This window comes from Novosphingobium sp. BW1 (assembly GCF_008107685.1).
GTDB lineage: Bacteria > Pseudomonadota > Alphaproteobacteria > Sphingomonadales > Sphingomonadaceae > Novosphingobium.
Window position 1 is genome coordinate 1 of record NZ_VIRF01000062.1, and the last position, 23105, is coordinate 23105.

The following is a 23105-nucleotide window of genomic DNA, read 5'->3' on the forward strand; positions in this document are numbered from 1 at the left end:
TTCCTCGAGCGCTTCCACGCAGAAGTCGGCGTCCAGCGTAATCGAAATCCGGTGGCTGAGGACCTTGCGGCTGAACCAGTCGACGATAGCGACAAGATAGACGAAGCCCCGGGCCATGGGAATGTAGCTGATATCTGTCGCCCAGACCTGATTGGGCCTCACCATCGGAAGCTTGCGCAGGAGATAGGGGTAGATCTTGTGCCCTGGCGCCGGCCTGGAAGTGCTGGGACGGCGATAGACGGCCTCGATCGCCATCTTCTTCATCAGGCTCGCGACATGGCAGCGGCCGATCGTGATGCCCTCCTGACGAAGAAAGTCGCGCATCATCCGGCTGCCTGCGAACGGAAACTCCAGATGCAGCGCGTCGATGCGACGCATGATCGCAAGATCTTCGGACGAAACCGGCCGCGGCAAATAATAGACACGGCTCCGGCTGATCCCCAGTTCCTTCGCCTGCCGCTTCACGGGAAAGGTGTGCGTTCGATCGATCATCGCCTTGCGCTCGGCAACAGACCTGCCTTGCCGAGCGCGCCTTCCAAAAAATCATTGGCCAACGTCAGCTCGCCGATCTTGGCGTGAAGCGTCTTCACGTCGACGGCCGGTTCGTCAGATGCCTTCTCCGAGCCGAACACGCCCGCCGCCCCTTCGAGCAACTGCGTGCGCCACGTCGTGATCTGGTTGGGATGCAGATCATAGTCGTGCGCCAGCTCTGCCAGCGTCTTCTCACCCTTGATCGCGGCAAGCGCCACCTTCGCCTTGAATGCCGGGCTGTGGTTGCGCCGGGGTCGTCTGCTCATTCTCTGCTCCTGTCTCGCAGCCCATCTGGCTGCTCTCAGGCAGAAAATCCAATTATCTCAGTGTGCAGATTCTCCAGGCCACCTCTGTACGGGGCGGTCCGGCCGCTCAGGAGCTGCGCACGCGGCGCAGCAGGCGCTTGAGCGGAGCGTAGGCGTGCGGGTCGTGGTAGTGGTAGACTGCGGTCGCGCGGATTGTGCCGGCGGGGGACGGTTCGTTGGTGTGCAGCGTGCGGTAGCCCCAAAAGAAATAGAGGTTGCCCGGCTCCAGGACGAGCCGATCGAATTCGCACGCGCCGCCTGCGTAGCGCCGGGCAAAGCGCTGCTGCGCGCGCGCATTGTCGACCTGCAGCTTGTCGAGCAGATTGGCGGCGTAGCTGCGCCGCAAGGGGCGCCGCTGCCGACCAAGAATGAGCCGTCCTTCGCCCCCGCTGGGAATGAGAATCGGGATGAGGGCGGTCAGGACATAGGAATCGTAGTGAAAGCGAAGGGCGTGGCGCGCCTGGTCCTGGCCTTCGAGGGCGCGCAGGATCTGGTAGAAGCCGGTTTCGGCGGCCTCGCGCCCCGTGGCAAGAGTGCAGACCCGGCGGCACAGGCTCCGGAATTCCGGCGACTCGCGCAATGCTTCCAGGAATGTGCCGCCCAGCGCCCCTCCATCGCCCACGCCAAAATAGCCCGTGGTGCTGGCCGCCATGCCTGCTTCTGTGAAACGCCGGGCTGCCGCAAGGTCGGCTTCCGGGACGAAATCGGCCACCATCGCAAAGCCATCGGCTTCGATGGTGGCGGCCAGGTCGGCAGGGGCGAGCTCGGCGAGCGTGCGGCGCATGGACGGTGCCAGAATGGGAAGCTATCCTTATTTCGCCAGAGGAGAACATGGCGCACGGGCACAAGGTCCGTGGCCGCGCGCTGGCGTACTAGAGGTAGCGTTCGCCGATGCGGATGGTGTCGCCCGGGTGGACGTAGATGACCCCCTTCTCGCGGCCGAACTTGACGACCTGCTCGTCCTTGCCTGCGCGGCGTAGATAAGCCTTCTTGCGCGCGGCGCGGTAGGTATAACCGCCGGCCGTGGCGACCGCCTGCTCCAGGGTCAGGTTGGGCTTGTAGGCGAATTCGCCGGGCTGGTTCACTTCGCCCAGGATGTAGAATGGGCGGTAGGCCAGGACTTCTACGGTAATGCGCGGGTCCTTCACATAGGTCCCCTCGAGCCCGGTGCGGATCGCGTCGGCCAGCTGCTGCGTGGTCGCGCCTTCGGCACGGACGGCTCCGAGCAAGGGGACGGCGACCTGGCCGCCCGAACTGACTGTGTATTCGCCGGTAATCGACTCCACGTTGAAGACGGTGATCCGCAGCTTGTCACCGGGGCCAAGGCGATAGACTTCACCTTGCGCCGTGGTGCCCTGACCGGGCAGCACAGCGTGGCTGGCGGCGTCGCGGGCCTGCAGGGCTGGCGCGGTTCCGGCCAGGACGAGCGCCATGACCAGGCGGAGTTTTCCAATCGAGCGCGGCAAAGGACGGCCTCCCTGTCGTCTGGCGGGGCCGTTTCCACGTGCCGGGCCAGCCCGACGCGTACACCCCTGAAATAAACGCGCCACCCCGGCGCATTCAATGCGTGACACATAATAAGATATTAGTACAGCTCATCACTAAGTATTATAAATATTGTTCCATTATGGAGATGTCATAATATAAACAAAATCACAAGTTGACTTGTTGGTGTGGCGTAAGACATATCCAAATTAGATTTTCTGTTTCTATTCGTATGTGTCGGTGCGTCTCTTGGGCTCCGGTTGAAGGGGCAGTTTGGGGGTATTCGTGTCCATAGGGATTGCCGGGAGCCGAGCGCATGCCCCCTGCGCGTAGACCTGCGCGTGGTGCTGCTGCGCACTGGGGTCCCCTTGCGGTCTGTCTTGCTCTGGGCGTGGGGGCGAATTGCGCGCGGGCGCAGGAAGCGGGAACGAGCCTTGCAGACGAAGCCCTCGCGAGCTCGGTCGGCGCGCGCTCCAAGGCGGCCTACGAAGCGCCGGGACTGCCGCTGGGCGGCTTCCGCTTCTATCCCAGGGCTGATCTGCGGATCGAATACGACGACAACGTCTTCAATATCGCCCCCGATCCGCGCGGCGATGCCAAGGCAACCTTCGAGCCGGGCTTCGAACTGGTCGAACGCAGGCCCGATGCCGGGCTCTCGGTGAAGGGGCAGGCTACCTTCACCCGCTACGCCGATCTCACGGTTCAGAACAACGAGCAGTACAGCCTTGAGGCGGCGGGTCACAAGGCATTCGGGCCGGTGCGCCTCGATCTCTCCGGGGGCTATGGCCTGCTGACCGAAATGGCGGGCACGCTGGGCGACGCGGTGATCGGCGCGCCGAATACCTATTCGCGGCTCACGGGCCGGGCCGGGCTTTCCGTGGCTCTCACCAAACTGACCGTGTCGCTCGCCGGTGGGGCGGAACGCTTCGACTACCGCACTGTCCGGCTCGAGGGGCTCGATGTCCTCCAGAACTACCGCGACCGCACCGCGACGACGCTGGGCGGGCGGGCGTCCTTGCGGCTTGGCCCGGCCCTACGGGTCTTCGCGCAGGGGCGTTACAACTGGCAGAACTACCGGCAGGATTTCGGGGCCATCAGCCAGGATTCGCAAGGCTATGCGCTGTCGGGCGGTCTCGCCTTCGGCTTCAGCGAGTTGCTCGGCGGCGAGGTGACGGTCGGCTACCTGTCGCAGGACTACGACGAGCCTGCCTCAGGTACGGTTTCGGGCATGACCTATTCTGGGCGGCTCGTCTGGAATGTCACCACGCTTGTCACAGTCAAGTTGAACGGGGCGCGAACGCTGGAGGCGAGCCCCTTCTTCAATCAACCGGGTGTCATTCAGGACAGTATATCTTTCGATGTGGATTATGAATTGCTTCGTAATTTAGTAGTTTCCGCGAATACATCGTATCTGTACTATGATTACTTCGGGTCGGATCGACGGGATCGTCAGTTCCGCATCGGGGCGAATGCCCGTTGGCTCTTGGGGGGCAGGTTCGAAGTGGGGCTGGGGTTCAGCCACCGCGACCAGTCGAGCCGTGGGCTCGAGGGCCGGCCCTTCACGGGATCGACCGCTTTGGTGAGCCTGCGGGTGAAATTCTGATGGTGCCGGTGGACCGGCAAGCTCCGAGCGGGAGGGAGGCGCCCGCTGGCGCTGTGACCTTCCCTCAATTGCAATGCGCAGGAATGTGAGGCTGTCATGAACAATTCCCTTGTCGTCCATCGCGGCAGCCAGCTCCAGACCGACCTGGCCCAGGCCTTTCCGGCCATGGCCGCTCCGCCCGAGGACCGCCTCGACCTTCGGGCGATCTACTTCGCCTTGCGGCGCCAGTTGACCGTTATCTTGGTCGTGGCCGCAGTCTTCGTGGTGCTCGCGGCGCTGGTGACGACGTTGCAGACCCCCCGGTACACAGCCAGTGCGCGCGTCGTGCTTAATTCGCTGGAAGAGCCGACCACTCCGCGCGGTGACGAGGCGGGCACACTGCCACCCGATTCCGACCAGGTCGACACCGAGGTCGAGGTGATTCGCTCGCGCGAACTGGCGCTCGGCGTGGCGCGGGCGCTCAAGCTCGATACCAACCCGAATTTCGCGCCCGGATCCGGCACGGGTCTGCGTAGTCGGCTGAAAGCACTGGTGGGGCTGGGCGAGGAGGAGGCGGCTAGCCCCGCAGATGAGGAACGCCTGCAAGACATCGCCGAGCGTCTCCAGGCCGCCCTCGAGGTCGAGCGTATCGGCACCACCCACGCCTTTTCCATTGCCGTCACCGAGGCCGATCCTCGCGACGCCCAGGCGATCGCCAACGAGTACGCCACGCAGTATTCGCAGTTCTACCTCAACCAAAAGCGGGCGAGCGGCGCGCAGGCTGCCGGTTTCCTGTCCGAACGGCTCGAGCAACTGCGCCAGCAGGCGCTCGACGACATGGCACGGGTGCAGCAGTACCGCATCGCCAACAACCTCTTGAGTACGACCGGAGCCTCGCTTTCCGAGCAGGAGATATCCAGCTACAATCAGGAAGTGGCCTCCGCGCGGGCCTCCGCGGCGGCCGACCGGGCGCAACTCGCCACCGCTCGCGCGCAGCTGCGCCGGGGCTCGGCCGGGGACGATGTGGGCGAGGCGCTCAATTCCGGGGTGGTGAGTTCGCTGCGCTCCAAGCGCGCCGAAGTCGCAGGCCGCGTCGCCGCGCTCGAGGCGCAGTTCGGTCCGGGCTATCCCGCTCTCCAGAGCGCGCGGTCCGAACTCGACATGATCGATGCGCAGATCGCCTCGGAAATCAAGCGCATCATCTCCAATCTTGAAGCCAAGGTGCAGGTCTCCTCGGGGCGGCTTTCCTCGCTGCAGGGCTCGCTCGGCTCGGCCAAGGGGGCGCTCGCCTCGAACAACCGGGCGATGGTCGCGCTGACCGATCTCACGCGCCGGGCCGAAGCCTCGCAGGAACTCTACGACAGCTACCTGGCCCAGTACAAGAAGACTGTGGCCAGCCAGGGGACCGAGCGGCCCGATGCGCGTGTCATCTCCTACGCCGATCTGCCCGAGACGCAGGTTTCGCCCCGGCCCCTCCTGAACCTTGGGTTGGCGCTGGTCGTGGGACTGGGTGTGGGCGTGGTAATCGGCCTTGCGCGCGAGATGCTCTACACCGGCCTTTCGACGGCCTCGGATGTCGAGCACAAGCTGTCCCTGCGCTGCCTTGAAAGCGTGCCGCAGGTGGGCAGCATCCTGCCCGGCGAGGACAATCCGATAGAGGCCATCGCCAACGCGCCGATGTCGGGCTACGCTGAGGCCTTCCGGGGTCTGCGCGCCTCCATCAACCATGCGCTGGGGAACACGCGCAACCTGGTGCTGATCACGTCTGCGCTCCCGCGCGAGGGCAAGACCACGATTTCGGCGGGGCTGGCCCGGGTGGCGGCGCTGGCCGGGGAGCGCGCGGTGGTGGTCGATGTCGACGTGCGCCAGCGCGGAGCGACCCGCGCGCTTTCAGGCGAGCTTCCGCAGGTGGGCCTGCTTGAGGTGTTGCGCGGGGAGGCGACATTCGAGGAAGCGCTGGTTCTGGACTCGCGGCACGGGGTCTGTGTCCTGCCGATCGTGGGCGAGGCACACGGGCTGGAGGACCTGCTCGGCAATGGGGAGATGGGCCCCTTGCTGGCCCGGCTCGGCGATGCCTTCGACCTTGTTCTGCTCGATGCCCCGCCGGTCTTGCCGATCACCTATACCCGTACGCTGGCGATGCAGGTCGACGGGGTGGTCATGGTTGCGCGGTGGCGGGCCACCGCCGACCACGCGATCCGCGCGGCGCTGCGGCTCCTGCCTGAAGGTCGGGTACGGGTGGCGGGGGCTGTCCTCAGCCAGGTGGACCTGCGCAAGCAGGCGAAGTTCGGCTACGGCGATGCGAGCTTCTACTACGAGCAATACCGGAAATATTACGCCTGAGAAAACGGGCAAGATGGGGCACGGGGCAGGAGCGGTCCGGATGCCGGATCGATCGGGTGTGCAAGGTTTGCAAGGGGGGTAAGCGCTGAGGTGAAAGTTCTTTATGTCGTGCCGCCATCGACGCATTTCGCCGGGATGGAGCGGGTCGTCCACGATCTCGCCTGCGGTCTCGCCAGGCGCTATCGCAGACGGATCGAGGTCAGCGTGCTCTATTGCCACCGCTATGTCGAACTGCCCGAGAGCCTGCCCTACGAGGTTCTCTTCGAGCAGGTGGGTAGCTTGCGCGCCTTTCCCAGGAAAGTCGCGCGCCAGCTGGGCCGGGACCGCTACGACGTGGTCGTCATCGCCCAGTTCGAGCCCACCGTGCTGGTTTGGATGCTGCACCGCCTGGCCCGGGGCAAAACGCGCTTCGTCATGCACCTGCATGGAAATCCCAAGGTGGAAGGGACGACCTCGCGGCGCGCGCGGCTCGCCTTTTCGCTGTTCAACCTGCTGGTGCCACGCATGGACAAGGTCATTGCCGTATCCCCCGCACTGGCGCGCTACCTGGCCTCACGCACCGGACACGCGGACGTGGCGGACTATCTGCCCAACCCGGTCCGGCAGTTTGGCGAGGTCGTACGCACGGCAGGGTCCGGCGGGCCGGTGAGATTCCTCACCATCGGGCGCCTTGCACGCCAGAAAGGGCACGATGTCCTGATCGAGGCCTTTGCGCAGCTGATTGCGCAAGGAATTGATGCGCACCTCACCATCGTGGGGGATGGCGAGGAGCAGGACGCCCTTTCTGCGCAGATCGGACGGCTGGGGCTGGCGTGCAAGGTGCGCCTGGCTGGCAAGATCGCCTATCCGGCGGCCGAACTGGCCGAGGCGGAATGCTTCGTCAGCGCCTCGCGCTGGGAAGGCTTTGGCGTCGCCATCGTCGAGGCCATGTCGGCCGGGCTTCCGGTTATTGCCACCGACTGCGATTTCGGCCCGACCGATCTCATCGACATGCCCGAGAAGGGGGAGGTCGTGCCTGCCGAGGATGTGGGCGCCCTGGCGGCAGCCATGGCTGGCTTTGCGGCCCGCGCGCGGTCGCGGGCCGAAGAATCGGTGCGGCGCGAGGCCGCCGCTTTCTTCCGCCTCGACAACGTGGTCGCCCAGCACGCGGCCATGCTCGAAGGGCTGGCCTGGCGGGGAGACGTGGTGCGTGGCTGATGCGAAGACCGCAGCGTCGGTGCGGGTGCCGGCGGGGGGAGAGGCTCTGGGCGGGCGGACCGCGGGCAGCGCAGCCTGGCTGATCGGCGGGCGCCTCTTTACCAAGTTCGTCGAGTTCCTGAGCCTTCTGGTCCTCGCCCAGCTTCTGACGCCGGAGGACTTCGGCGTCATCGCGATCGCAATGACGCTGGTCACGATTGTCGAGGCCGTGTTCGAATTGCCGATAACGCAGGTGCTGATCGCGCGCCAGGCGATTTCACAGCGCCACCTCGATACCGCCTTCACGCTGAGCGCGCTGCGGGGCGGGGCACTGACGCTGGCGGTCTGGGCGAGCGCGGTGCCCTTTGCCCATTTCTACCGCAACGACACGCTCGTCTGGATGATCCTGGCTCTGGGCGTGGCGCCGGGCTTGCGGGGCATGGGCAGTCCCGGGCTGGTGCTCTACGCGCGCGAGCTCAAGTACCGGCGCGAGATTGCGGCCGAACTGGTGTGCAAGACAGGCTCGCTGGTCTGCTCGGTGGCGGCGGCCTGGTGGCTGCGTGACTATCGCGCTCTGATGGTGGGCATCGTGGCGACGCCCACCATCTGGATTCTTGCCTCCTATGCGCTGGCGCCTTACCGGCCCCGGATCTCGCTAGCCGAGTGGCCGCTCTTCGCCGACTTCCTGGGGTGGACGACAGGCGCGCAGCTGCTGGCCGCGATCAACTGGCAGTGCGACCGCCTCATCCTGGGCCGGTTCGTCACTCCGGCGCAGCTGGGTATCTACTCGGTTGCCAACGATCTGTCCTACGTGCCCGAGCAAGCCCTGATCCGTCCGATCGTGCGTCCGCTTCTTTCTGTCTTCGCGCTCATCGCGGACCAGCGCGCGCGTCTGGCCACGGCCTATGTCCAGGCCTCGAATGCCGTGCTGGCCATCGGTGCGCCGGTGCTTCTGGGCCTGTGCATGTTGGCCCAGCCCGCCGTCGCGCTCGCGCTGGGCGACAAGTGGCTGGGGGCGATCCCGGTGCTGCAATGGCTTTCGCTCACCCTTGTCCCGCCGCTTCTGACCGCGCCCTATTCCTCGCTGGCGATGGCCCTGAACCGGCCGCAGGGCCTGCTTGGCCAACGCGCAGCCGAACTCGTTTTCAAGGTGCCGCTGATGGTGGTGGGCGCGGTCTGGTACGGCATCGAAGGGGCGGTTGTCGCCCGCGCGATCTCCGCGTTCAGCACTGCGTTGCTCGTCATGGTGATGACGCGCCGCCTGATCGGGGTGTCGGTGCAGCACCAGCTTCTGGCGACCTGGCGCACGGTCCTTGCGAGCGGCGGTCTCGTGGCGGTGCTCTATGCGCTGAGTCCGCTGCTCGCGGACCTTGCCGGGCTGGAGCTGGCGCTCGGAATCGGCCTGGTCGCGGGGATCGGGATGGCGGCCTATGCCCTGATTCTGGCCCTGACCTGGCACCAGGCCGGGCGGCCTGCAGGGATCGAGAGCATGGCCTATGACCGCGTGCTCGTGCGCGTGCTCGCAAGGCTGCGTGGACCCTGCGCCGAGCAGCGCTCAGCGTGAGGAAAAGCGCAGTCTGATCAACGGGCGCACTGCGGCCATCGGCAGGGTTGCGAGGAGGGCCGAGTACCCGGCGATGGCAAGGCGTCGCACGAGCGGCTCGAAGCTGCGCTGGAACGGCAGGCGGACGGCATCGAGGAGGATGCACAGGCGCGTATCTTCGGGCATCGGGTGGCTGGCGGGTTGGAGCCGGAGCGAGGCGGCGCGCAGCTGAAGGAGGTGGTTCGCGCGGCGCAGAGCCGCGCTTCCCGGCGGCGTCATGCCCTCCATCTCGCAGGCATCCTGCGTGGCCTTGAGGCGCTTGCGCGCGCGTTCGACCTCACGGGCAAAGTGGCTGACATTGGCCAGCATGTTGGAATCGTTGGCGCCGTGGATGCGGTAGCGCACGAGCGGTTTGACGATCGTGACGACTTCGCCCAGGAAAGGGGCCATCGCGATGCAGGTGGTATCGGTCGAGCTGTCGCGGCTCGCATCGAGCGGGAAGATCCGCGCGAGGAAGCTGCGGGCATAGGCATTTCCGGAGCCCGGCGGCGAGGGGTATTCGTTGGTGTGGTGGGCCCAGGCGCGGATGTCGCACGCGCGGGGCGGCTGGCGGATGTGGGGCAACAGCGCAGGGAGCGGCTGTTCGTTCTCGTCCACCTTCTGCATCTGCACCTGGACCTTGCTGATCCCCTCATGCCAGATGGCGGCCACCTCGCGTGCGAGCCCGGGTTCGAGGACGTCATCGGCATCGAGGAACACGACAACATCGCCGTTGGCGAGCGCGAAGCCGGCGTTGTTGGCGCTAACCTGCCCAGCATTGTGCTGAAAGACCGTGCGAACGCGCGCGCCATAAGCGGAGATGACGCTGCGCGAATCGTCGCTGGAGCCGTCGTCGATGACGATCACCTCCACCTCGGGCCAGTCGAGCCCGAGTGCACTCTCGATCGCCCGGGCCACGAACCGACCGTAGTTATAGTTGGCGATGATGACGCTGAAACGCAGGGACGCTTCCATACGGTCTCCAGATGCGTATTCGGAATATTAGCTGAAACCGGTATTTGTCGATATTCGCAATAATTGTATTTATATGGTGTATTGTATTAAGGGCTTAAGTAAAGATAAATTAGAATTTAAAATTTAGTATTGCAATATAAGTCTGTTTTGGTTCTATGGCCCGACAGTAAGGGGAAGGCTATGGCGAAAGGAATTGTCGTCGTTATTGCGAGTGTGAACCGGCCGCAGGAATTGGGGCGCTGGGTGGAGCACATCGCCAGGCAGACCCTCAAGCCGTGCGAAATGATCTGGGCGGTCACCTCGCAGGCAGACCTCCCCGCGGGATACGATCTGGGCAGCGTCACGCCGGGCTTCTCGATTCTGGAGTGTCCGGTGGGATTGACCCGGCAGCGCAATCGCGGCCTTGCGCATATTTCCAGCGACCCGGAATATGTCGTCTTTTTCGATGACGACTACGTGCCGACTGCAAGCTGCCTCGCTGATATCGTGCGCGCCTTTGAAATCATGCCCGAGGTGGTTGGTCTTACCGGCACGATGCTGGGTGACGGGATCTGCACGCGCGGGATCGAGTACGAGGAGGCCCGCGCGCTCGTCGAGCGCTACGAGCAGGGCCGGGCCTTCCCGGAAAGGCCATCGCTGGAGCCCTGGGAGGGGCTCTATGGCTGCAACATGGCCTACCGTGCCAGGGTGATCGATGGGGAGGAATTCGACGAGAACCTTCCGCTCTATGCGTGGCAGGAGGATGTCGACTTTGCGGTACGAGTCGCCAGAGGGCGCCCTCTGGGCCGCACCGATGCCTTTGCCGGCGTGCATCAGGGCATCAAGGGCGGGCGCGGCAGCGGGCGGCGGCTGGGGTATTCGCAGATCGTCAATCCGCTTTACCTCCTGCGCAAGGGGAGCATGAAGTGGCGCAAGGCGCTGGGCATGGCGAGCCGCAACGTGATCGCCAACCACGTTCGCTCCGCGCGGCCCGAACCCTGGATCGACCGGCGCGGGCGCGTGGTTGGCAACTGGGTGGCCTTGTGGGATGTTGCGCGCGGGCGCGTTGATCCCATGCGCGCGCTTGACCTGTGATGCACGGCCCGGTTGCGGTAGGCGGCCATGCGTCGCGCGGAGGCCAGAATGAACAGGCTGCGGGCGAACTCGTCATCAACGGGCGCTTTCTGTGTCAGCCGGCCACCGGCGTTCAGCGCGTTGCGCGCGAATTCGTGCTGGCGCTTGAGCGCTTGCTTGTGTGCGGCGAATTTCCGGGGCTTCGCGCGCGGCTGGTGGCACCGGCTGAAACCGAGTTCGGCTCGCTGAACCTCACCTGCATCGCCACGCAGCATCTGGCGGGCAGGACGGGGCATTACTGGGAGCAGGTGACTCTTCCACGCCATGTCGGAGATGCGCACCTGCTGTGCCTGGGCAACCTTGCGCCCTTGCGCAGCCTGATCGCGGGCGCGCCGGTGGCGGTCATGCTGCACGACCAGTCCTTCCGCACCTTCAAGGGGGACTACAGTCTGGCCTATCGCCTCGTTCACGAGGTGGTAGGTCATTTTCTCGTGCGCCGCGCGCGCCCGCTCATCACCGTCTCACACACCGAGGCCGAGACCATCCGCGCGGCCCACGGCGGACGTCCGGAGCAACTGGTGGTTGCGCCCAACGGCAGTTGGATGAATGACGAACCCGCGCTTCCCCGTCCGACCTTGGACACCGCAGCGACACCTTACGTGCTGCACGTGGGGGGCTTTTCCGAACGCAAGAACGTGGGCCGCGTCTTTGCCGCCGCCGAGGTTCTGGCGGGCGATGGAGTGGAGGTCCGGTTGGTCGGTCGGCCGAATGCGCGCTGCGAGGAATGGCTTGAGGGCCTCTCGCCCGATGTCCGCGCCAGGGTGCGCTTTACCGGCTTCGTCGACAACGCGCAGCTGACCCGCCTCTACAACGAGGCGGCCTGCCTCATGTACCCCTCACTCTACGAAGCCTCTGGCCTTCCGCCGAGCGAGGCGATGCGGCTGGGCTGTCCGGTCGTGGTCTCGGACCTGCCAGTGCTGCGCGAACGGTGTGGGGGAGCTGCGCTCTATTGCAACCCGCTCGATGCGGCGAGCCTGGTGGCCCGGGTGCGCGAGGTGCTCGGCGATCCGGTGCTGGCGCGCCGTCTGTCTCAGCGCGGGCAGGCGCGTTCGCAGATCTTCAGCTGGGAGAATCAGGCGCGCATCATCGTGCGTGCTCTTGGCTTCGCCTCCTGATTTCGCGCCGCCGGTGGTCTGGCGGGCGGTCGCATCTTTAATCGCAATGGGCAGGCGCGGAACGGCGCCAAATGGCCACGGACGGGCGCTGTGCGACCGCTTCCGGCCATGGCAGTGGAAGGCTGCGCAGCGCCAGCGAAACTGCGGCGAAGACCGCGAAATCCCCGCCCGGATCGCAGGTCGGCGAGACGATCGCAGCGGGAATAAGCACGCACAGCGCCGCCCAGCCACCGGCCGCCCCGATCATCGTGTTTTCGCCGAACTGGCGCCCTACGCGCGGCCCGCAGTAAGTCGAGAGACGCAAGGGGCGGAACGCCCGCGCCAGGTGGGCAAGAAAGGCGAGGCTGCCGATCAGCCCCGTGGAGCCGAGCATCGCGGTCAAGAAGCTGGAGGAGCGGAAGCTGCCCGGGCCGATGCCGATGCCATAGGAGGCGAAGAAAGCGTCGATTCCGATGCGCGCCCAGAAGGCACGCTGGATGCCGGATTCGGTATCCTGCTTGTCGATCGTCGCGCGGCGCAGGATCGTGCTCATCTGGTCGATGAAGGCAGGCCAAAGGAAGGCGAGCGCACAGACCGCAATCAGCAGCGCCAGCGCGGCACCCGCCAGCGTCAGGCCCTTGCGCGCATTGAGGTGCTGGGGGGCCAGCAGCAGGCGCAAGCCCAAGATGATCCCGTAGCTGCCAAGGCCCAGGTACGCCGTCGAGGAGGTCGAGAAGAACAGGACCAGCGCCAGCGCCAGGGCGGCGGGCCCGACGCGGCGCGAGAGGATGTCGCGCAGCCAGCATTCGAGCAGGAACACGAACCAGCCGAAGGCAAAGCCGACGTAGGCCGAGGGTTCTGTGAAGATCCCCGTCAGGCGGACCATGCCGTAAGCGGTCTGATCGGTCTGGGTGTAGTTGGCGTTGCGCAGGGCATCGACGAGGAGATCGAAGGGTGTGCCCTTGAGAACCGCGGCCAGTATGCCAAGCGTCACGTGGATCCAGGCCATGATGACGCCCATTTTCACGAAGCGCCGTCCGGCCCCCTCCTCCTGCATGGCAAGGTAGGCGACGATGCCGGCGCAGACCGTGCCGAGGAGGTAGACCGTGACCGTCACGTTTTGCGGCGAGGGTGCCAGCGGGACGGTGTCGAAGAGCGAGCGGGTGGGGCCCGTCGCGCGCATGGCCGCGACCTGGATGCTATCGCGAAAGAAGCTTGGCGCCATGGCCGCGGCCAGCAGGCCATAGAGCGCGTAGATGGCGAGCCAGGCATTGGCCCGGATCGCACCGCGTGCCTCGCGCCAGCGCCGGCTGTTGGGGAGCGTCATGCGGGCCAGCGCAAAGAGCAGCGCAAAGGGGGCGGGCGGCACCGACGATCCGCCGAGCGCGGGAAGTTGGGCCGCTGCCGATCCGCCGAGGAGGGTGCAGGCCATGACCAGCAGCAGCATGTCCATCATCCCGCCGCGAAACATGAGGAATATCCCGATGATCGCGATGACAAGGCCGATGTGCGTGAGGATCATGCGTGCTTCCTGGCGGGCTCAGGTCGAAAGCGCCTGGGGGACCGCGGGATGGGGGCGATGCACTAGCGTCTGGGCGCGCTCGACGGTTTCGAGAAAGCGCGTGCGGAACACCTCGGGGCTGAAGCGGCGGGCCTGGCGCACTGCGGCCTCGGGGACGAAGTCGGCCTCCCAGCTCTCGAAGCGGGCAAGCGCGGCGTTGAGCGCAGGGGCTGAGTTCTCGCGGAAAAAGAGCCCGGTTTCGCCCTCGACTACGGTTTCGAGCGCGCCGCCCCGGCCATAGGCGATGACCGGGCGGCCCGAGGCCATGACTTCGACCGGGATCATGCCGAAGTCCTCCTCGCCCGTGAAGACCAGTGCGCGGGCGCGGGCGTAGGCGGTGCGTAGCGCAGTGAAATCGAGACGGCGCGTAAAGCGCACGTTGGGCGCGGCGCGCGCGCGCAGCTCCTCGAACATGGGCCCATCGCCCACGACGTGGAGCTTGCGCCCGCTGGCCGAGAAGGCATCGACCGCGAGGTCGGGGCGCTTGTAGGAGACAAGCTGGCCCACCCAGAGAAATTCCTCGTCGTGGCTGTCGCACGGGGTGAACAGCGCGGTGTCGACCGGCGGATGGACGACACGGGCATCGCGTCCCCAAAACTTGCCGATGCGCGCGCGGATATAGGCACTGTTTGCCATGATAAGATCGCTGCGCGCGGCGCTGGCGATATCCCAGGTGCGCAGGGCAGGCGCGAACAGCGGCATCGAGATCCGCGCGCCCAGCCCGCCGGTGCTGCGGTACTGGTGGTACTGGTCCCAGATGTAGCGCATGGGCGAGTGGCAGTAGGTCACGTGGGTGGCATCGGGCCGGGTGATGACGCCCTTGGCCGGACCCGCCTCGCTGGAAATGACCAGATCGTAGTCGGTGAGGTCCAGCGCTTCCAGGGCACGCGGCATGAGCGGCAGGTACTTCTGGTAGTGGGTGCGAGCGCCCGGCAGGCGCGCTATGAAGGTGGTCTCGATCCGGCGCGCACGCAGCTTGTCAGAGAGTTTTGCCGGGTCGACGACATGCGTGAAGATATCGGCCTCGGGGAACATGTCGCAAATGTGTTCGAGAACGCGTTCGCCGCCCCGCATGCCGACAAGCCAATAATGAATGATTGCTGTTCGCACTGAGCGCCCCCGAGGATATTATTCCATGCAGTAATAAATATATATGGAGAGGTATAATCTGGGAAGTCATTTAATTTCTATATTATGATTTATGGATGCCTCGATCCTATCTATATTTATTGACAATTGGGGTGATGTGTATTGCTGTGGTGAGTGAACTAAGGCGTGCGCGCAGTTCTCTTCCCGGTTTGGGAAGGAGTGAGGCGGGCAGGTGCGGGACAACAGCCAAGGGGGCCCCATGAACACGATGTACCAGGATGGAACCTACTTCGAGAACAATCCGGCCTGGCACGAGGCGGACTCGCCGTGGAAGGCCAAGCGCATCAGGAACATCCTCCTCGACAACGGCATTGCGCACGCGAAATTGTGCGAGGTCGGTTGCGGGGTGGGGGGCATTCTCCTCAATCTCGAGGAAATGCTGCCCGAGGCCCGGCTGAGCGGTTACGAAATCTCGCCCCAGGCCTTCTCGGTTGCCAACACGCGTGGGACCGAGCGCACGCAGTTCTACTTTGGGGACATCACCAAGGCGCAAGATCCTGATTTCGATGTGCTCATGCTCATCGACGTGATCGAGCATGTCGACGACTATATGGCCTTCATGAAGAGCCTGAAGCCGATCGGGCGCTACAAAGTGCTGCACATCCCGCTCGATTTGTCCGTGCAGTCGCTCGTGCGGGTCTCGCCGATCCTCAACCAGCGGCGCGATCTTGGCCATATTCACTACTTCTTCAAGGACCTGGCGCTGCGCGCGCTCGATGACTGCGGCTACAAGATCGTCGACTGGCGCTACACCGCGAGCCGGCTGGAATTGCCCGACCAGGCACTCCTCAGCCGCCTGATGAAGCTTCCGCGCCGCCTGCTCTACGCGCTTTCGCCCGATCTCGCGGTGCGCGTGGTGGGGGGCTACTCGCTGCTCGTCCTCGCCGAGTGAACCAAAAAGGCCCTCGGCACGTAGCCCGTGCCAGGAGCCTTTCCCTCGTTGGGAGCAGGGCAGCGGCGTGATCCGGGCGGAAGGGGCCTGATCACGCCGTTCGTGCAAGGGTCACTCGGCGGGTACCAGGCGGCCCGTCTCGCACAGCGCGCGCACGAGGCTGGTCTGCTGCAGGCGGCGCGGGACCCAGCGGCTCTGCAGGCTCGCCGTGATGGTGCGGCCATAGAAGCCCGCGATGCGGTCGTGGTGAGGAAGGCACCAGTCCTCGAAACGGGTGAGATACCCACGCGCGCGCAGCACCTTCTTCTCGATGAGGTGCCAGGAACCGTAGGCCACGAGGCAGATGATCGGCGTGGCGACAAACAGGTTCACCCACCAGACGCGTAGGTCGGGCAGTGTGGCCGAGACCGCCTGCTGGATCGGGAAGCCGTAGAGAAAGATGCCATAGGAATAGTCCCCGCTCGACACCAGCGAGGAGCGCGGGGGATTGGTGAGACCAAGATGGACCGTGACATAGGCCAACGGCAGCGCGGCGAGCGAATTGGCGAGCGGCATGTAGAGCAGGACCAGGCTGACGAGCGCGGCCGCGAGGCACAGCGCCCGGCTCCAGGGGAGGCGGTCGCGCAGGCGGTAGAGCAAGGAGCCGTAGAGGAAGGCGAGCACCAGCACGGGGCCGCGCAGGATCCCCTCGTCCTGCTGGGGATCGAGAACGATCCAGGCGCTCGCCGCGATCTGGAGGGCGATACAGCCGAACACGAACAGCACGGGCACGCGGTACATCTGGAAGATGTAGAATAGTGCGATCGCGATGTAGCATTTGAGCTCGAAGGGCAGGGTCCAGAGCTGCGCGTTCACCTGTGTCGCCGGGTTTGCAAGGAAGACGCCGGGCAGGTCGTACTGCACGATGCCCAGCATGTTGAGCGCGTAGCGCTGGAACACCGGATCGGTGAAGTAGAGGTCAAGCGCATAGGAGGTGAAGAGCGGGCCGATCACCAGCATGGCGATCAGCGACTCGACCGCCAGCGCGGGAAAGATGCGCAGGACGCGAAGGCCCAGGAAACTGATCAGTGTGCGCGAGCGCTCCAGGCTTCCCGACACCAGAAACCCGCTGAGCGCGAAAAACATCGGCAGGATCGCGGCCCAGATCGGGCGGCTGGGGCCCAACGCGAGCGCGGTCTGGGTCTCGGTCCCGTAGGAGGTGATCGCGGTGTGCCAGACCACGATCATCGCGGCGAGCCCGATGCGCAAATAATCGAATCCCGCCGGACGCCCGAGTGTCACGGCCAGTTGTTCACTCAGCATCATGATCTCGTCTCCAGTGCTTGCCGCGAATTCGCTTGTTTTCGACGCCAGTCCCAAGCGCCCAAAAGTCGTAGTGGTTATTTATTGAGTATTAATTGTCTATTTTGTCTATTAGTAATTTTGCTGCTGCGCTAATTTTTGAAGTATATTAAATGATGTATATTTAATGTATTTGCAATTATAGAAATCGAGCGTAAATTAATTCCAGGGTCTTGAGCTGTTGGGAGAGTCTGGTGTCTTGGGATCGTTCTTTTATAATTTGGCCAAACTTTCGGCGGATGGCGCATGCGCTGTGCACGGGGGCATGATGGAGGTGCTTCCCAAAGTCGCCCCTGTGCGTGGGGTGCGGCATCGCCGAATCGGCCTGGGGGGGCTTGCCGTTCTGATCATCGGTGCGTTTCTCGTTACAGGAGCAGGGCGCGGCGAAGTGGCCGCAGGCGCTGCGCCGCAGTTGGGAGAGGCACTCGCGATCGAGCGGTTCACGCTCACGTTCGAGGAGAATTTCGACAAGCTCGACGTCTCCGCCTGGGGGCCGGGAACGCGCTGGATCGCGCATACGCCCTGGGCCGGGGATTTCGGGGATGCGGTGTTCCGCGATCCGCAGCCGGATGGGCCCTTCCAAGTCAAGGCGGGGATCCTCACCATCGAGATGCGCGAGCGCGACGGGCGCTGGGAATCGGGTCTGCTCTCGGCCGCCGACAGCGCCTCGCGCGGGTTTCTCCAGTCCGGGGGCTATTTCGAGATGCGCGCGCGCCTGCCCGGCGGACCGGGGGTATGGCCGGCCTTCTGGTTGGGTTCGAATGCGCACGGGGATAGGCCCAATCCCGAGATCGACGTGCTCGAGTACTACGGCCAGTTCCCCGACGCCTATCTGGCGACCACGCATGTCTGGCAGGACGGAAAGTCGCAGGCAGGCGAAACCTATCGTGTCGACGTTCCGGCCCATGCCCTGGAGCAGGAATTCCACACCTTCGGGGTCGCGATCGATCGCGATTTCGTCACCTTCTATCTCGACCGCGAGGTCGTCGCGACCGAGCCGACACGCGCGGAATACCTGCAGCCGATGTTCCCGATGGTGAACCTGGCCGCGGGCGGCGGCTGGCCGATCGAGGGCATGAAGAGCCCCTCGCGCATGCTGGTCGACTATGTTCGCGTGTACCGCGCCAAGGACGAGGCGGGATCATGACGGGGCTTCACCAACAGCTCGATTTTCTCCTCGGTTGGCGAGGCGTTGCATGCGCATAGTCCACTATCTCAATCATATGTGCCTGGGGAACGGGCATGTCGCCGTCGCGGTCGACCTGGCCTGCGACCAGGTGAATGCCGGGCACGATGTCTATGTCGTCAGCGGCTATGGCGACCTCGATGCCCTGCTTGTGCGCAACGGGGTGAAGGTCATCCAGTTCGGCGACTCCAAGGGCCCCCTCAAGCTCGGAATCATGGCCTGGCGGTTCTGGCGCACGGTACGCCGGATCAAGCCCGACGTGGTCAACGCACACATGGTCTACGCCGCGCTTTCCGCCCGCATCGTGCGTCTGTGGCAGCGCTTCGGGCTGGTCACGACGGTCCACAATTCCTTCGATGAACAGGCCAACCTCATGCGCGTGGGCGACCGGGTGATCACCGTTAGCGAGGCGGTGGGCAAGGACATGCACGCACGCGGCATTCCCCGAGCCAAGTTGCGCACAGTCACCAATGGCACGGTCGGGGGGGTACGCCGCCCCGTGTTCTTCGGCGCGCCGGTTTCGCTGCTGCATCCCGCGATCGTGACGGTCTGCGGCCTCCATTCGCGCAAGGGGGTCGATTACCTGATCGATGGCTTTGCCATGGTGCGTAAGCGCTATCCCGGCGCGCATCTCTACCTTGTGGGCGGCGGACCCGAACAGGCTGAATTCGAGGCGCGGGCGGAGGCGTCGGGCAGCGGGCATCATATTCATTTCATGGGCTACCGTGACGATCCGCGCGATGTGCTCGCCAGCGCGGACATCTTCGTACTTGCCTCGCTGCGCGATCCCTGCCCGCTCGTCATCTTCGAGGCGCGCGAGATGGGCAATCCTATCATCGCCAGTGCCGTCGACGGGATCCCGGCCGCGCTCGGCCATGGCCAGCGCGGGGTGCTGGTGCCCCCGGCGGACAGCGATGCGCTGGCGCGCGAGATAACGCGCCTCCTCGGCGATGAGCGTCTGCGCGAGACGCTCTCGAGTGCCGCGCGCGAGAACATCGCGGAGATTTCAGTGCGGCGCATGTCGCAAGAGACTCTGGCGGTCTACCGCGAAACGCTGCCGCCGGGGCTGCGGGAGGCCGAGGAGCGGGAGCCCACGGTGCGCCCGCGGCGCGCCTTGCCCCGGGATGAGGTTGCGGAAACGGGAGGAGGACGAGGATGAAGGGCATCGATCTGGAAGGCATTCGCGTAATCTCGTGCGATGTCTTCGACACCCTGCTTCGGCGCAATGCCACGGCCGAGCCGGGGCGGGTGCGTCACGTCGCCGAGCGAGCCGCGGCCATGCTCCTTCGTGAGCGCGGCCTTCTGGTGAGCAAGGAAGCGCTGTGGCGCGCGCGCCGCAACGTCCAGCATCTTGCCTACCGCGCGCTCGATATGGCCGATCCGACAGGCGAGGTGACCTTCGATGCGCTGGTTCAGGGCATGGCGCTTTCGCTCGGGTTCGGCCCAGCCGAGGCGCAGGTTTTCGCGCGCGCGGAGATCGAGGTCGAGCGCACGCAGCTCGCGTCCAACACCTCGCTGCTGACCTGGCTGACCCGGCGCGCCTCCGAGGGCATCCGGATCATCGCGGTGAGCGACACCTGGCACACCGCTGCGACCATTCGCGGCCTGCTTGACGACCTGGCCGAAGGGCACCCCATTGCGAAGGTTTATACCAGTGCGGACCTAGGCGCGAGCAAGCGCACCGCCGCCATCTTCCCGAAGGTCGCCGACGCCGAGGACGTGCCTGCCGGTGCTTTCCTGCACATTGGCGATGATGCGCAGGCCGATGAGCGGATGGCCCGCAGCGCCGGGCTTCGCCCCCATCGGATCTTTCCCCCGCGGCTCGTCATTCTCGAGCGCCGTCTCGATGCCGCGCGCGCGCGGCTGGCCCGCAAGATGCCGGAACGCTGATCATGAACTTTGCCCTTCCCCTGTTTCCCCGCAGCGACCTCGCAGCCGAATGTTTCGGTTGCGAGGTCTTGGGGCCAATCTTCGCCGAGTTCGCGCAGCGCCTCTGGACCTTCCAGTATTACATGCCGGATAAGCACGACACGTGCTTGCTCTTCTGCGCGCGCGGAGGTCTGCGTCTGCGGCAGATCTACGAGGCGTTCCTGGCGGCGAGTGGCCTGTCCGCGCCCTTGCCCCATGCCGATCTGATGATCTCGCGGCTGGTTGCCGCGCGCACCGGTCTCGCGGCGCCGGGGCCCGCGCTGATCGATGAGTTGGGCCGTGAATTCGAAGGCCAGACCACGGCCGAGGTTGTCCTGGCCCTTACCCAGGACCCTTCGATCCGGCTCGGGCCGGAATGGCATCACCCGTTCGAGGCGGGCGCCTTCGTCGGCTTGCTCGAAGGCGAATCGGGGCGCCTGGTGCGTCAGGTCGTGGCGCGTCTCGACGGCGCGTTTCGTCGCCACCTGGCCCAGGTCAGCCAAGGACGCGGGCGTGTGATCCTGTGTGATACCGGCCTTTATGGAAGTACGGTCCGCCTGCTCCAGGAGGGCGTACCCCATGTGCAGTGGTTCGCGGCGCAGTTTGCGCGCAGCAACTACAAGCGCTTCGCCACGCCCCATTTCGATGTGACGGTGGGTCTTAGCGTCGAGCAGGATGGCTACTGTCCCTGGAATGCGCGCACCTGCGTGTTGCGCTTCTGGCACCTTATCGAGTCCGTGCTGGAGCCGGACCTGACCAGCGTGAAGTCCTTCTCCAACGAGCCGGTGCCGCGCTCCAATCTCGAGGAGCCGGGCTGGCAGGATCGGATCGGAGAGGACAGGCAGGGGTTGTTCACGGGCGTTCTCACCTACCTGAGCGGCCTCTCGTCCGAACAGCTGCCCGATATCGAAACCGCAGCCGAAGAAGCATGGGAACGGCTGCGCCAGGCGATCATCTGGCCTGGCCACGAGGACCTTGCGGTTCTCTCCCTGTCGCCGCGTGCCCGCGACTTTGGTCGGATCGAAGCGGTCCACCAGTTCCCCGAGGGCGGGGCGATCACCTCCAGCCTCTGGCGCGAAGGGGCCGTCGTGCAGCGCTATCGCCAGACAGGACGGTTTGGGCTGGCGCTGCTCGAAGCGGCGCACAGCCTGCGTTTCCTCAAGCGCTGGTCCACTGCCCGCCGCGCCTGAACGCGGCTAGAGCGCCGCCCTCCGTGCAGAGGGTCTTACGTCCATCGCGCGTCCAAGCCGCTGGTTGTCGCGCGGGTGCGATTCGATTACCCCTCGTGGGGCAGTGTCGTCAGGCCCCATCGCGGTGATGGACTGGCCACGAGCTGCTACTACGCGTTGGGCACATGAGTGGCGATCAAGGACGGCATGACCAACAACACCCTGGCCAGGAACGGCAGGGCCAGGGGCAACAGGGCGCGCCGCGCGTCGCACCGGGTTTGATGTCTGGAACCGGGAAGGCGCGGATCAAGCCGTGGGGGTGGTTCGCTGCCGCACTGGTGAGCCTCGGGCTATGGGGGGTGATCTTTCAGGCCCTGTGATCACTCACAAGGCCCCCTGAGTGCGGAACGGGGTTAGTAGCACCCTTTTGCGCTCATCATCATCGGGATGGTTTGAAGGCAGATGCTCAGGTCTCCCAGGAAACTGCGGTCCTCGACATAGCGAACATCGAGCCGGACACGCTCCGCGTAGCTGACATCGTTTCGCCCGCTTACCTGCCACAGCCCGGTCAGTCCCGGACGCAGGGCGCAGTAGTGGGCGAAGTGGTCGCCATAGCGCACGGCTTCGGCTTCAACGATAGGGCGTGGGCCCACCACGGACATGTCTCCCTTCAGAATGTTCCAGAGCTGGGGCAACTCGTCGAGGCTCGAGGAACGCAGGAAACCGCCAACAGGGGTGATGCGCGGATCGTTGCGCAACTTCTGGTCGCGCACCCATTCCGCGCGCGCCGCCGGATCCTCCGCCAGCAAGCGGGCGAGCTGCACGTCTGCATCGGTGACCATTGAGCGCAGCTTGTAACATAGGAACAGGCGGCCATCCTTGCCGATGCGGTGTTGGGCGAAGATCACCGGTCCTGGGCTCGACAGCTTCACCGCGAGGCACAGCAGCGCGAACAGCGGGAGGAAGATGATGATCAGGCCCACCGCAAAAAGTATATCGAAAGAGCGTTTCATGGCGCACAGCTTGATCGCTTGGAGATCGCTGGTTTCGTCAGCAGCACCGAGACCCTGCCCAGGTGTCTGGACATTATTCTCGCAGTGGGACGCCGGCGCAGGCGTTGCAGACATGACACCGACCTCATCCGGCCCGTTCCATTTCGTCTGTGCACGCATCTTCCCACCCTCCTGCCATCACACGCGAAGCTCAAAACGCTATTAACTATCCGCTAAGAATATGACCGGTGGTAGTTTCGTCAAGTAGAAATAAAATCAAGATGCGGCTATATTTCAGAAACTATATATATTTAATTCATGCTTCCAAATATTATTTAATTAAAATTTCAAACTATATTTGCTTTGTCTCGCTGTCTATTCAAGCTGCGCATTCGCCTCAATGGAATGCATGGTGGACCTACGCTGGCGTGTCAGAGGTGCCGGGGTGCGGTCTTCGCGCGTGCATTCCAGGCGGGAGTGGGGCGAGCCTCATTTGCTCGATCCGAAGGGTTCTTTTCCCTGATCGCGGTAGCAGACCCGCATAGAGGGGCGGGGGGGCTCCGAAGGGGGCGTACGAAAGATTCAAAAAACTGAAAAAAAGGGTTTGACCGAATCGCGGGGTCCGCTTAGAGGGCCTCTCACCGCAGCGAAGCACGCCGCCAAACACGGCGCTTTGGGGTGGTCGCCACGATAGACGGACAGCTTGTTCCCCGGGTCTGCC

The 23105-nt window shown here is 64.7% G+C and carries 18 protein-coding genes and 1 pseudogene; 11 read left to right on the forward strand and 8 right to left on the reverse strand.

What is annotated here, in order from left to right; translation table 11 throughout:
* From FMM79_RS07440 to FMM79_RS07450, 3 genes and pseudogenes are all read right to left on the reverse strand, one after another.
* A pseudogene (locus tag FMM79_RS07440) lies at positions 1–797 on the reverse strand (IS3 family transposase); the annotation flags it as partial.
* Positions 798–903: 106 nt separating this feature from the next.
* Positions 904–1620 carry a hypothetical protein gene (locus tag FMM79_RS07445; protein ID WP_148626892.1) on the reverse strand — a complete coding sequence of 239 codons (717 nt, stop codon included), beginning with the start codon at positions 1618–1620 and terminating at the stop codon, positions 904–906.
* Positions 1621–1708: 88 nt separating this feature from the next.
* On the reverse strand, positions 1709–2302 hold the full coding sequence (locus tag FMM79_RS07450; RefSeq protein ID WP_162528459.1) for a polysaccharide biosynthesis/export family protein: 594 nt from the start codon (positions 2300–2302) through the stop codon (positions 1709–1711).
* Between the two features lie 335 nt (positions 2303–2637).
* Here FMM79_RS07450 and FMM79_RS07455 point away from each other — a divergent pair, with 335 nt between their 5' ends.
* From FMM79_RS07455 to FMM79_RS07470, 4 genes are all read left to right on the forward strand, one after another.
* Positions 2638–3924 carry an outer membrane beta-barrel protein gene (locus tag FMM79_RS07455; protein ID WP_148626894.1) on the forward strand — a complete coding sequence of 429 codons (1287 nt, stop codon included), beginning with the start codon at positions 2638–2640 and terminating at the stop codon, positions 3922–3924.
* Positions 3925–4020: 96 nt separating this feature from the next.
* A complete protein-coding gene (locus tag FMM79_RS07460) occupies positions 4021–6246 on the forward strand; it encodes a Wzz/FepE/Etk N-terminal domain-containing protein (protein WP_148626895.1) in 2226 nt (741 codons plus the stop codon).
* A 90-nt stretch (positions 6247–6336) separates the two neighbouring features.
* A complete protein-coding gene (locus tag FMM79_RS07465; RefSeq protein ID WP_148626896.1) occupies positions 6337–7443 on the forward strand; it encodes a glycosyltransferase in 1107 nt (368 codons plus the stop codon).
* Positions 7436–8986: a lipopolysaccharide biosynthesis protein gene (locus tag FMM79_RS07470; RefSeq protein WP_162528460.1), complete on the forward strand. Its 1551-nt coding sequence runs from the start codon at positions 7436–7438 to the stop codon at positions 8984–8986. Before FMM79_RS07465 ends, FMM79_RS07470 begins: the two co-directional genes overlap by 8 nt.
* Here FMM79_RS07470 and FMM79_RS07475 read toward each other — a convergent pair.
* Complete coding sequence (locus tag FMM79_RS07475; protein WP_148626898.1) at positions 8978–9979, reverse strand: glycosyltransferase family 2 protein; 1002 nt, start codon at positions 9977–9979, stop codon at positions 8978–8980. The genes FMM79_RS07470 and FMM79_RS07475 overlap by 9 nt on opposite strands.
* Positions 9980–10159: 180 nt before the next feature.
* On the opposite strand from FMM79_RS07475, the gene FMM79_RS07480 reads away from it, so the two are divergent.
* Positions 10160–11053: a glycosyltransferase family 2 protein gene (locus FMM79_RS07480; protein WP_148626899.1), complete on the forward strand. Its 894-nt coding sequence runs from the start codon at positions 10160–10162 to the stop codon at positions 11051–11053.
* Positions 11053–12207 carry a glycosyltransferase family 1 protein gene (locus FMM79_RS07485; RefSeq protein ID WP_148626900.1) on the forward strand — a complete coding sequence of 385 codons (1155 nt, stop codon included), beginning with the start codon at positions 11053–11055 and terminating at the stop codon, positions 12205–12207. The genes FMM79_RS07480 and FMM79_RS07485 overlap by 1 nt, the downstream gene beginning before the upstream one ends.
* A gap of 37 nt (positions 12208–12244) precedes the next feature.
* Here FMM79_RS07485 and FMM79_RS07490 read toward each other — a convergent pair whose 3' ends face one another.
* Complete coding sequence (locus FMM79_RS07490) at positions 12245–13708, reverse strand: hypothetical protein (protein WP_148626901.1); 1464 nt, start codon at positions 13706–13708, stop codon at positions 12245–12247.
* Positions 13709–13726: 18 nt separating this feature from the next.
* Positions 13727–14821: a glycosyltransferase gene (locus FMM79_RS07495; protein ID WP_148626902.1), complete on the reverse strand. Its 1095-nt coding sequence runs from the start codon at positions 14819–14821 to the stop codon at positions 13727–13729.
* A gap of 274 nt (positions 14822–15095) precedes the next feature.
* On the opposite strand from FMM79_RS07495, the gene FMM79_RS07500 reads away from it, so the two are divergent.
* Positions 15096–15788, forward strand: a complete 693-nt coding sequence (locus FMM79_RS07500) for a bifunctional 2-polyprenyl-6-hydroxyphenol methylase/3-demethylubiquinol 3-O-methyltransferase UbiG (protein WP_148626903.1) — start codon at positions 15096–15098, stop codon at positions 15786–15788.
* 111 nt (positions 15789–15899) lie between these two features.
* Here the strand turns inward: FMM79_RS07500 and FMM79_RS07505 are convergent, their stop codons facing one another.
* A complete protein-coding gene (locus FMM79_RS07505) occupies positions 15900–17093 on the reverse strand; it encodes an acyltransferase (RefSeq protein WP_148626904.1) in 1194 nt (397 codons plus the stop codon).
* A gap of 301 nt (positions 17094–17394) precedes the next feature.
* Between FMM79_RS07505 and FMM79_RS07510 the strand changes: the two genes are divergently transcribed.
* From FMM79_RS07510 to FMM79_RS07525, 4 genes are read left to right on the forward strand one after another with little or no spacing between them, the layout of a single operon-like run.
* On the forward strand, positions 17395–18276 hold the full coding sequence (locus FMM79_RS07510; protein WP_205466545.1) for a glycoside hydrolase family 16 protein: 882 nt from the start codon (positions 17395–17397) through the stop codon (positions 18274–18276).
* A gap of 49 nt (positions 18277–18325) precedes the next feature.
* Positions 18326–19474, forward strand: coding sequence for a glycosyltransferase family 4 protein (locus FMM79_RS07515; RefSeq protein WP_162528461.1), 1149 nt, complete (start codon positions 18326–18328; stop codon positions 19472–19474).
* Positions 19471–20205 carry an HAD family hydrolase gene (locus FMM79_RS07520; RefSeq protein WP_148626906.1) on the forward strand — a complete coding sequence of 245 codons (735 nt, stop codon included), beginning with the start codon at positions 19471–19473 and terminating at the stop codon, positions 20203–20205. The genes FMM79_RS07515 and FMM79_RS07520 overlap by 4 nt, the downstream gene beginning before the upstream one ends.
* A 2-nt stretch (positions 20206–20207) precedes the next feature.
* Positions 20208–21413: a glycosyltransferase gene (locus FMM79_RS07525; RefSeq protein WP_148626907.1), complete on the forward strand. Its 1206-nt coding sequence runs from the start codon at positions 20208–20210 to the stop codon at positions 21411–21413.
* Between the two features lie 392 nt (positions 21414–21805).
* On the opposite strand, the gene FMM79_RS07530 is transcribed toward FMM79_RS07525, so the two are convergent.
* Positions 21806–22405, reverse strand: coding sequence for a sugar transferase (locus FMM79_RS07530; RefSeq protein WP_205466548.1), 600 nt, complete (start codon positions 22403–22405; stop codon positions 21806–21808).
* Positions 22406–23105: the final 700 nt, after the last annotated feature.

What these genes read in the sequence shown, in the direction of transcription:
- FMM79_RS07495 (WP_148626902.1), bottom strand. Translation starts at nt 14,821, where the DNA reads ATGCGGGGCGGCGAACGCGTTCTCGAACACATTTGCGACATGTTCCCC.
- FMM79_RS07480 (WP_148626899.1), top strand. Translation starts at nt 10,160, where the DNA reads ATGGCGAAAGGAATTGTCGTCGTTATTGCGAGTGTGAACCGGCCGCAG.
- FMM79_RS07515 (WP_162528461.1), top strand. Translation starts at nt 18,326, where the DNA reads ATGCGCATAGTCCACTATCTCAATCATATGTGCCTGGGGAACGGGCAT.
- FMM79_RS07460 (WP_148626895.1), top strand. Translation starts at nt 4,021, where the DNA reads ATGAACAATTCCCTTGTCGTCCATCGCGGCAGCCAGCTCCAGACCGAC.
- FMM79_RS07510 (WP_205466545.1), top strand. Translation starts at nt 17,395, where the DNA reads ATGATGGAGGTGCTTCCCAAAGTCGCCCCTGTGCGTGGGGTGCGGCAT.
- FMM79_RS07500 (WP_148626903.1), top strand. Translation starts at nt 15,096, where the DNA reads ATGAACACGATGTACCAGGATGGAACCTACTTCGAGAACAATCCGGCC.
- FMM79_RS07475 (WP_148626898.1), bottom strand. Translation starts at nt 9,979, where the DNA reads ATGGAAGCGTCCCTGCGTTTCAGCGTCATCATCGCCAACTATAACTAC.
- FMM79_RS07490 (WP_148626901.1), bottom strand. Translation starts at nt 13,708, where the DNA reads ATGATCCTCACGCACATCGGCCTTGTCATCGCGATCATCGGGATATTC.
- FMM79_RS07520 (WP_148626906.1), top strand. Translation starts at nt 19,471, where the DNA reads ATGAAGGGCATCGATCTGGAAGGCATTCGCGTAATCTCGTGCGATGTC.
- FMM79_RS07445 (WP_148626892.1), bottom strand. Translation starts at nt 1,620, where the DNA reads ATGCGCCGCACGCTCGCCGAGCTCGCCCCTGCCGACCTGGCCGCCACC.
- FMM79_RS07505 (WP_148626904.1), bottom strand. Translation starts at nt 17,093, where the DNA reads ATGATGCTGAGTGAACAACTGGCCGTGACACTCGGGCGTCCGGCGGGA.
- FMM79_RS07530 (WP_205466548.1), bottom strand. Translation starts at nt 22,405, where the DNA reads ATGAAACGCTCTTTCGATATACTTTTTGCGGTGGGCCTGATCATCATC.
- FMM79_RS07455 (WP_148626894.1), top strand. Translation starts at nt 2,638, where the DNA reads ATGCCCCCTGCGCGTAGACCTGCGCGTGGTGCTGCTGCGCACTGGGGT.
- FMM79_RS07525 (WP_148626907.1), top strand. Translation starts at nt 20,208, where the DNA reads ATGAACTTTGCCCTTCCCCTGTTTCCCCGCAGCGACCTCGCAGCCGAA.
- FMM79_RS07485 (WP_148626900.1), top strand. Translation starts at nt 11,053, where the DNA reads ATGCACGGCCCGGTTGCGGTAGGCGGCCATGCGTCGCGCGGAGGCCAG.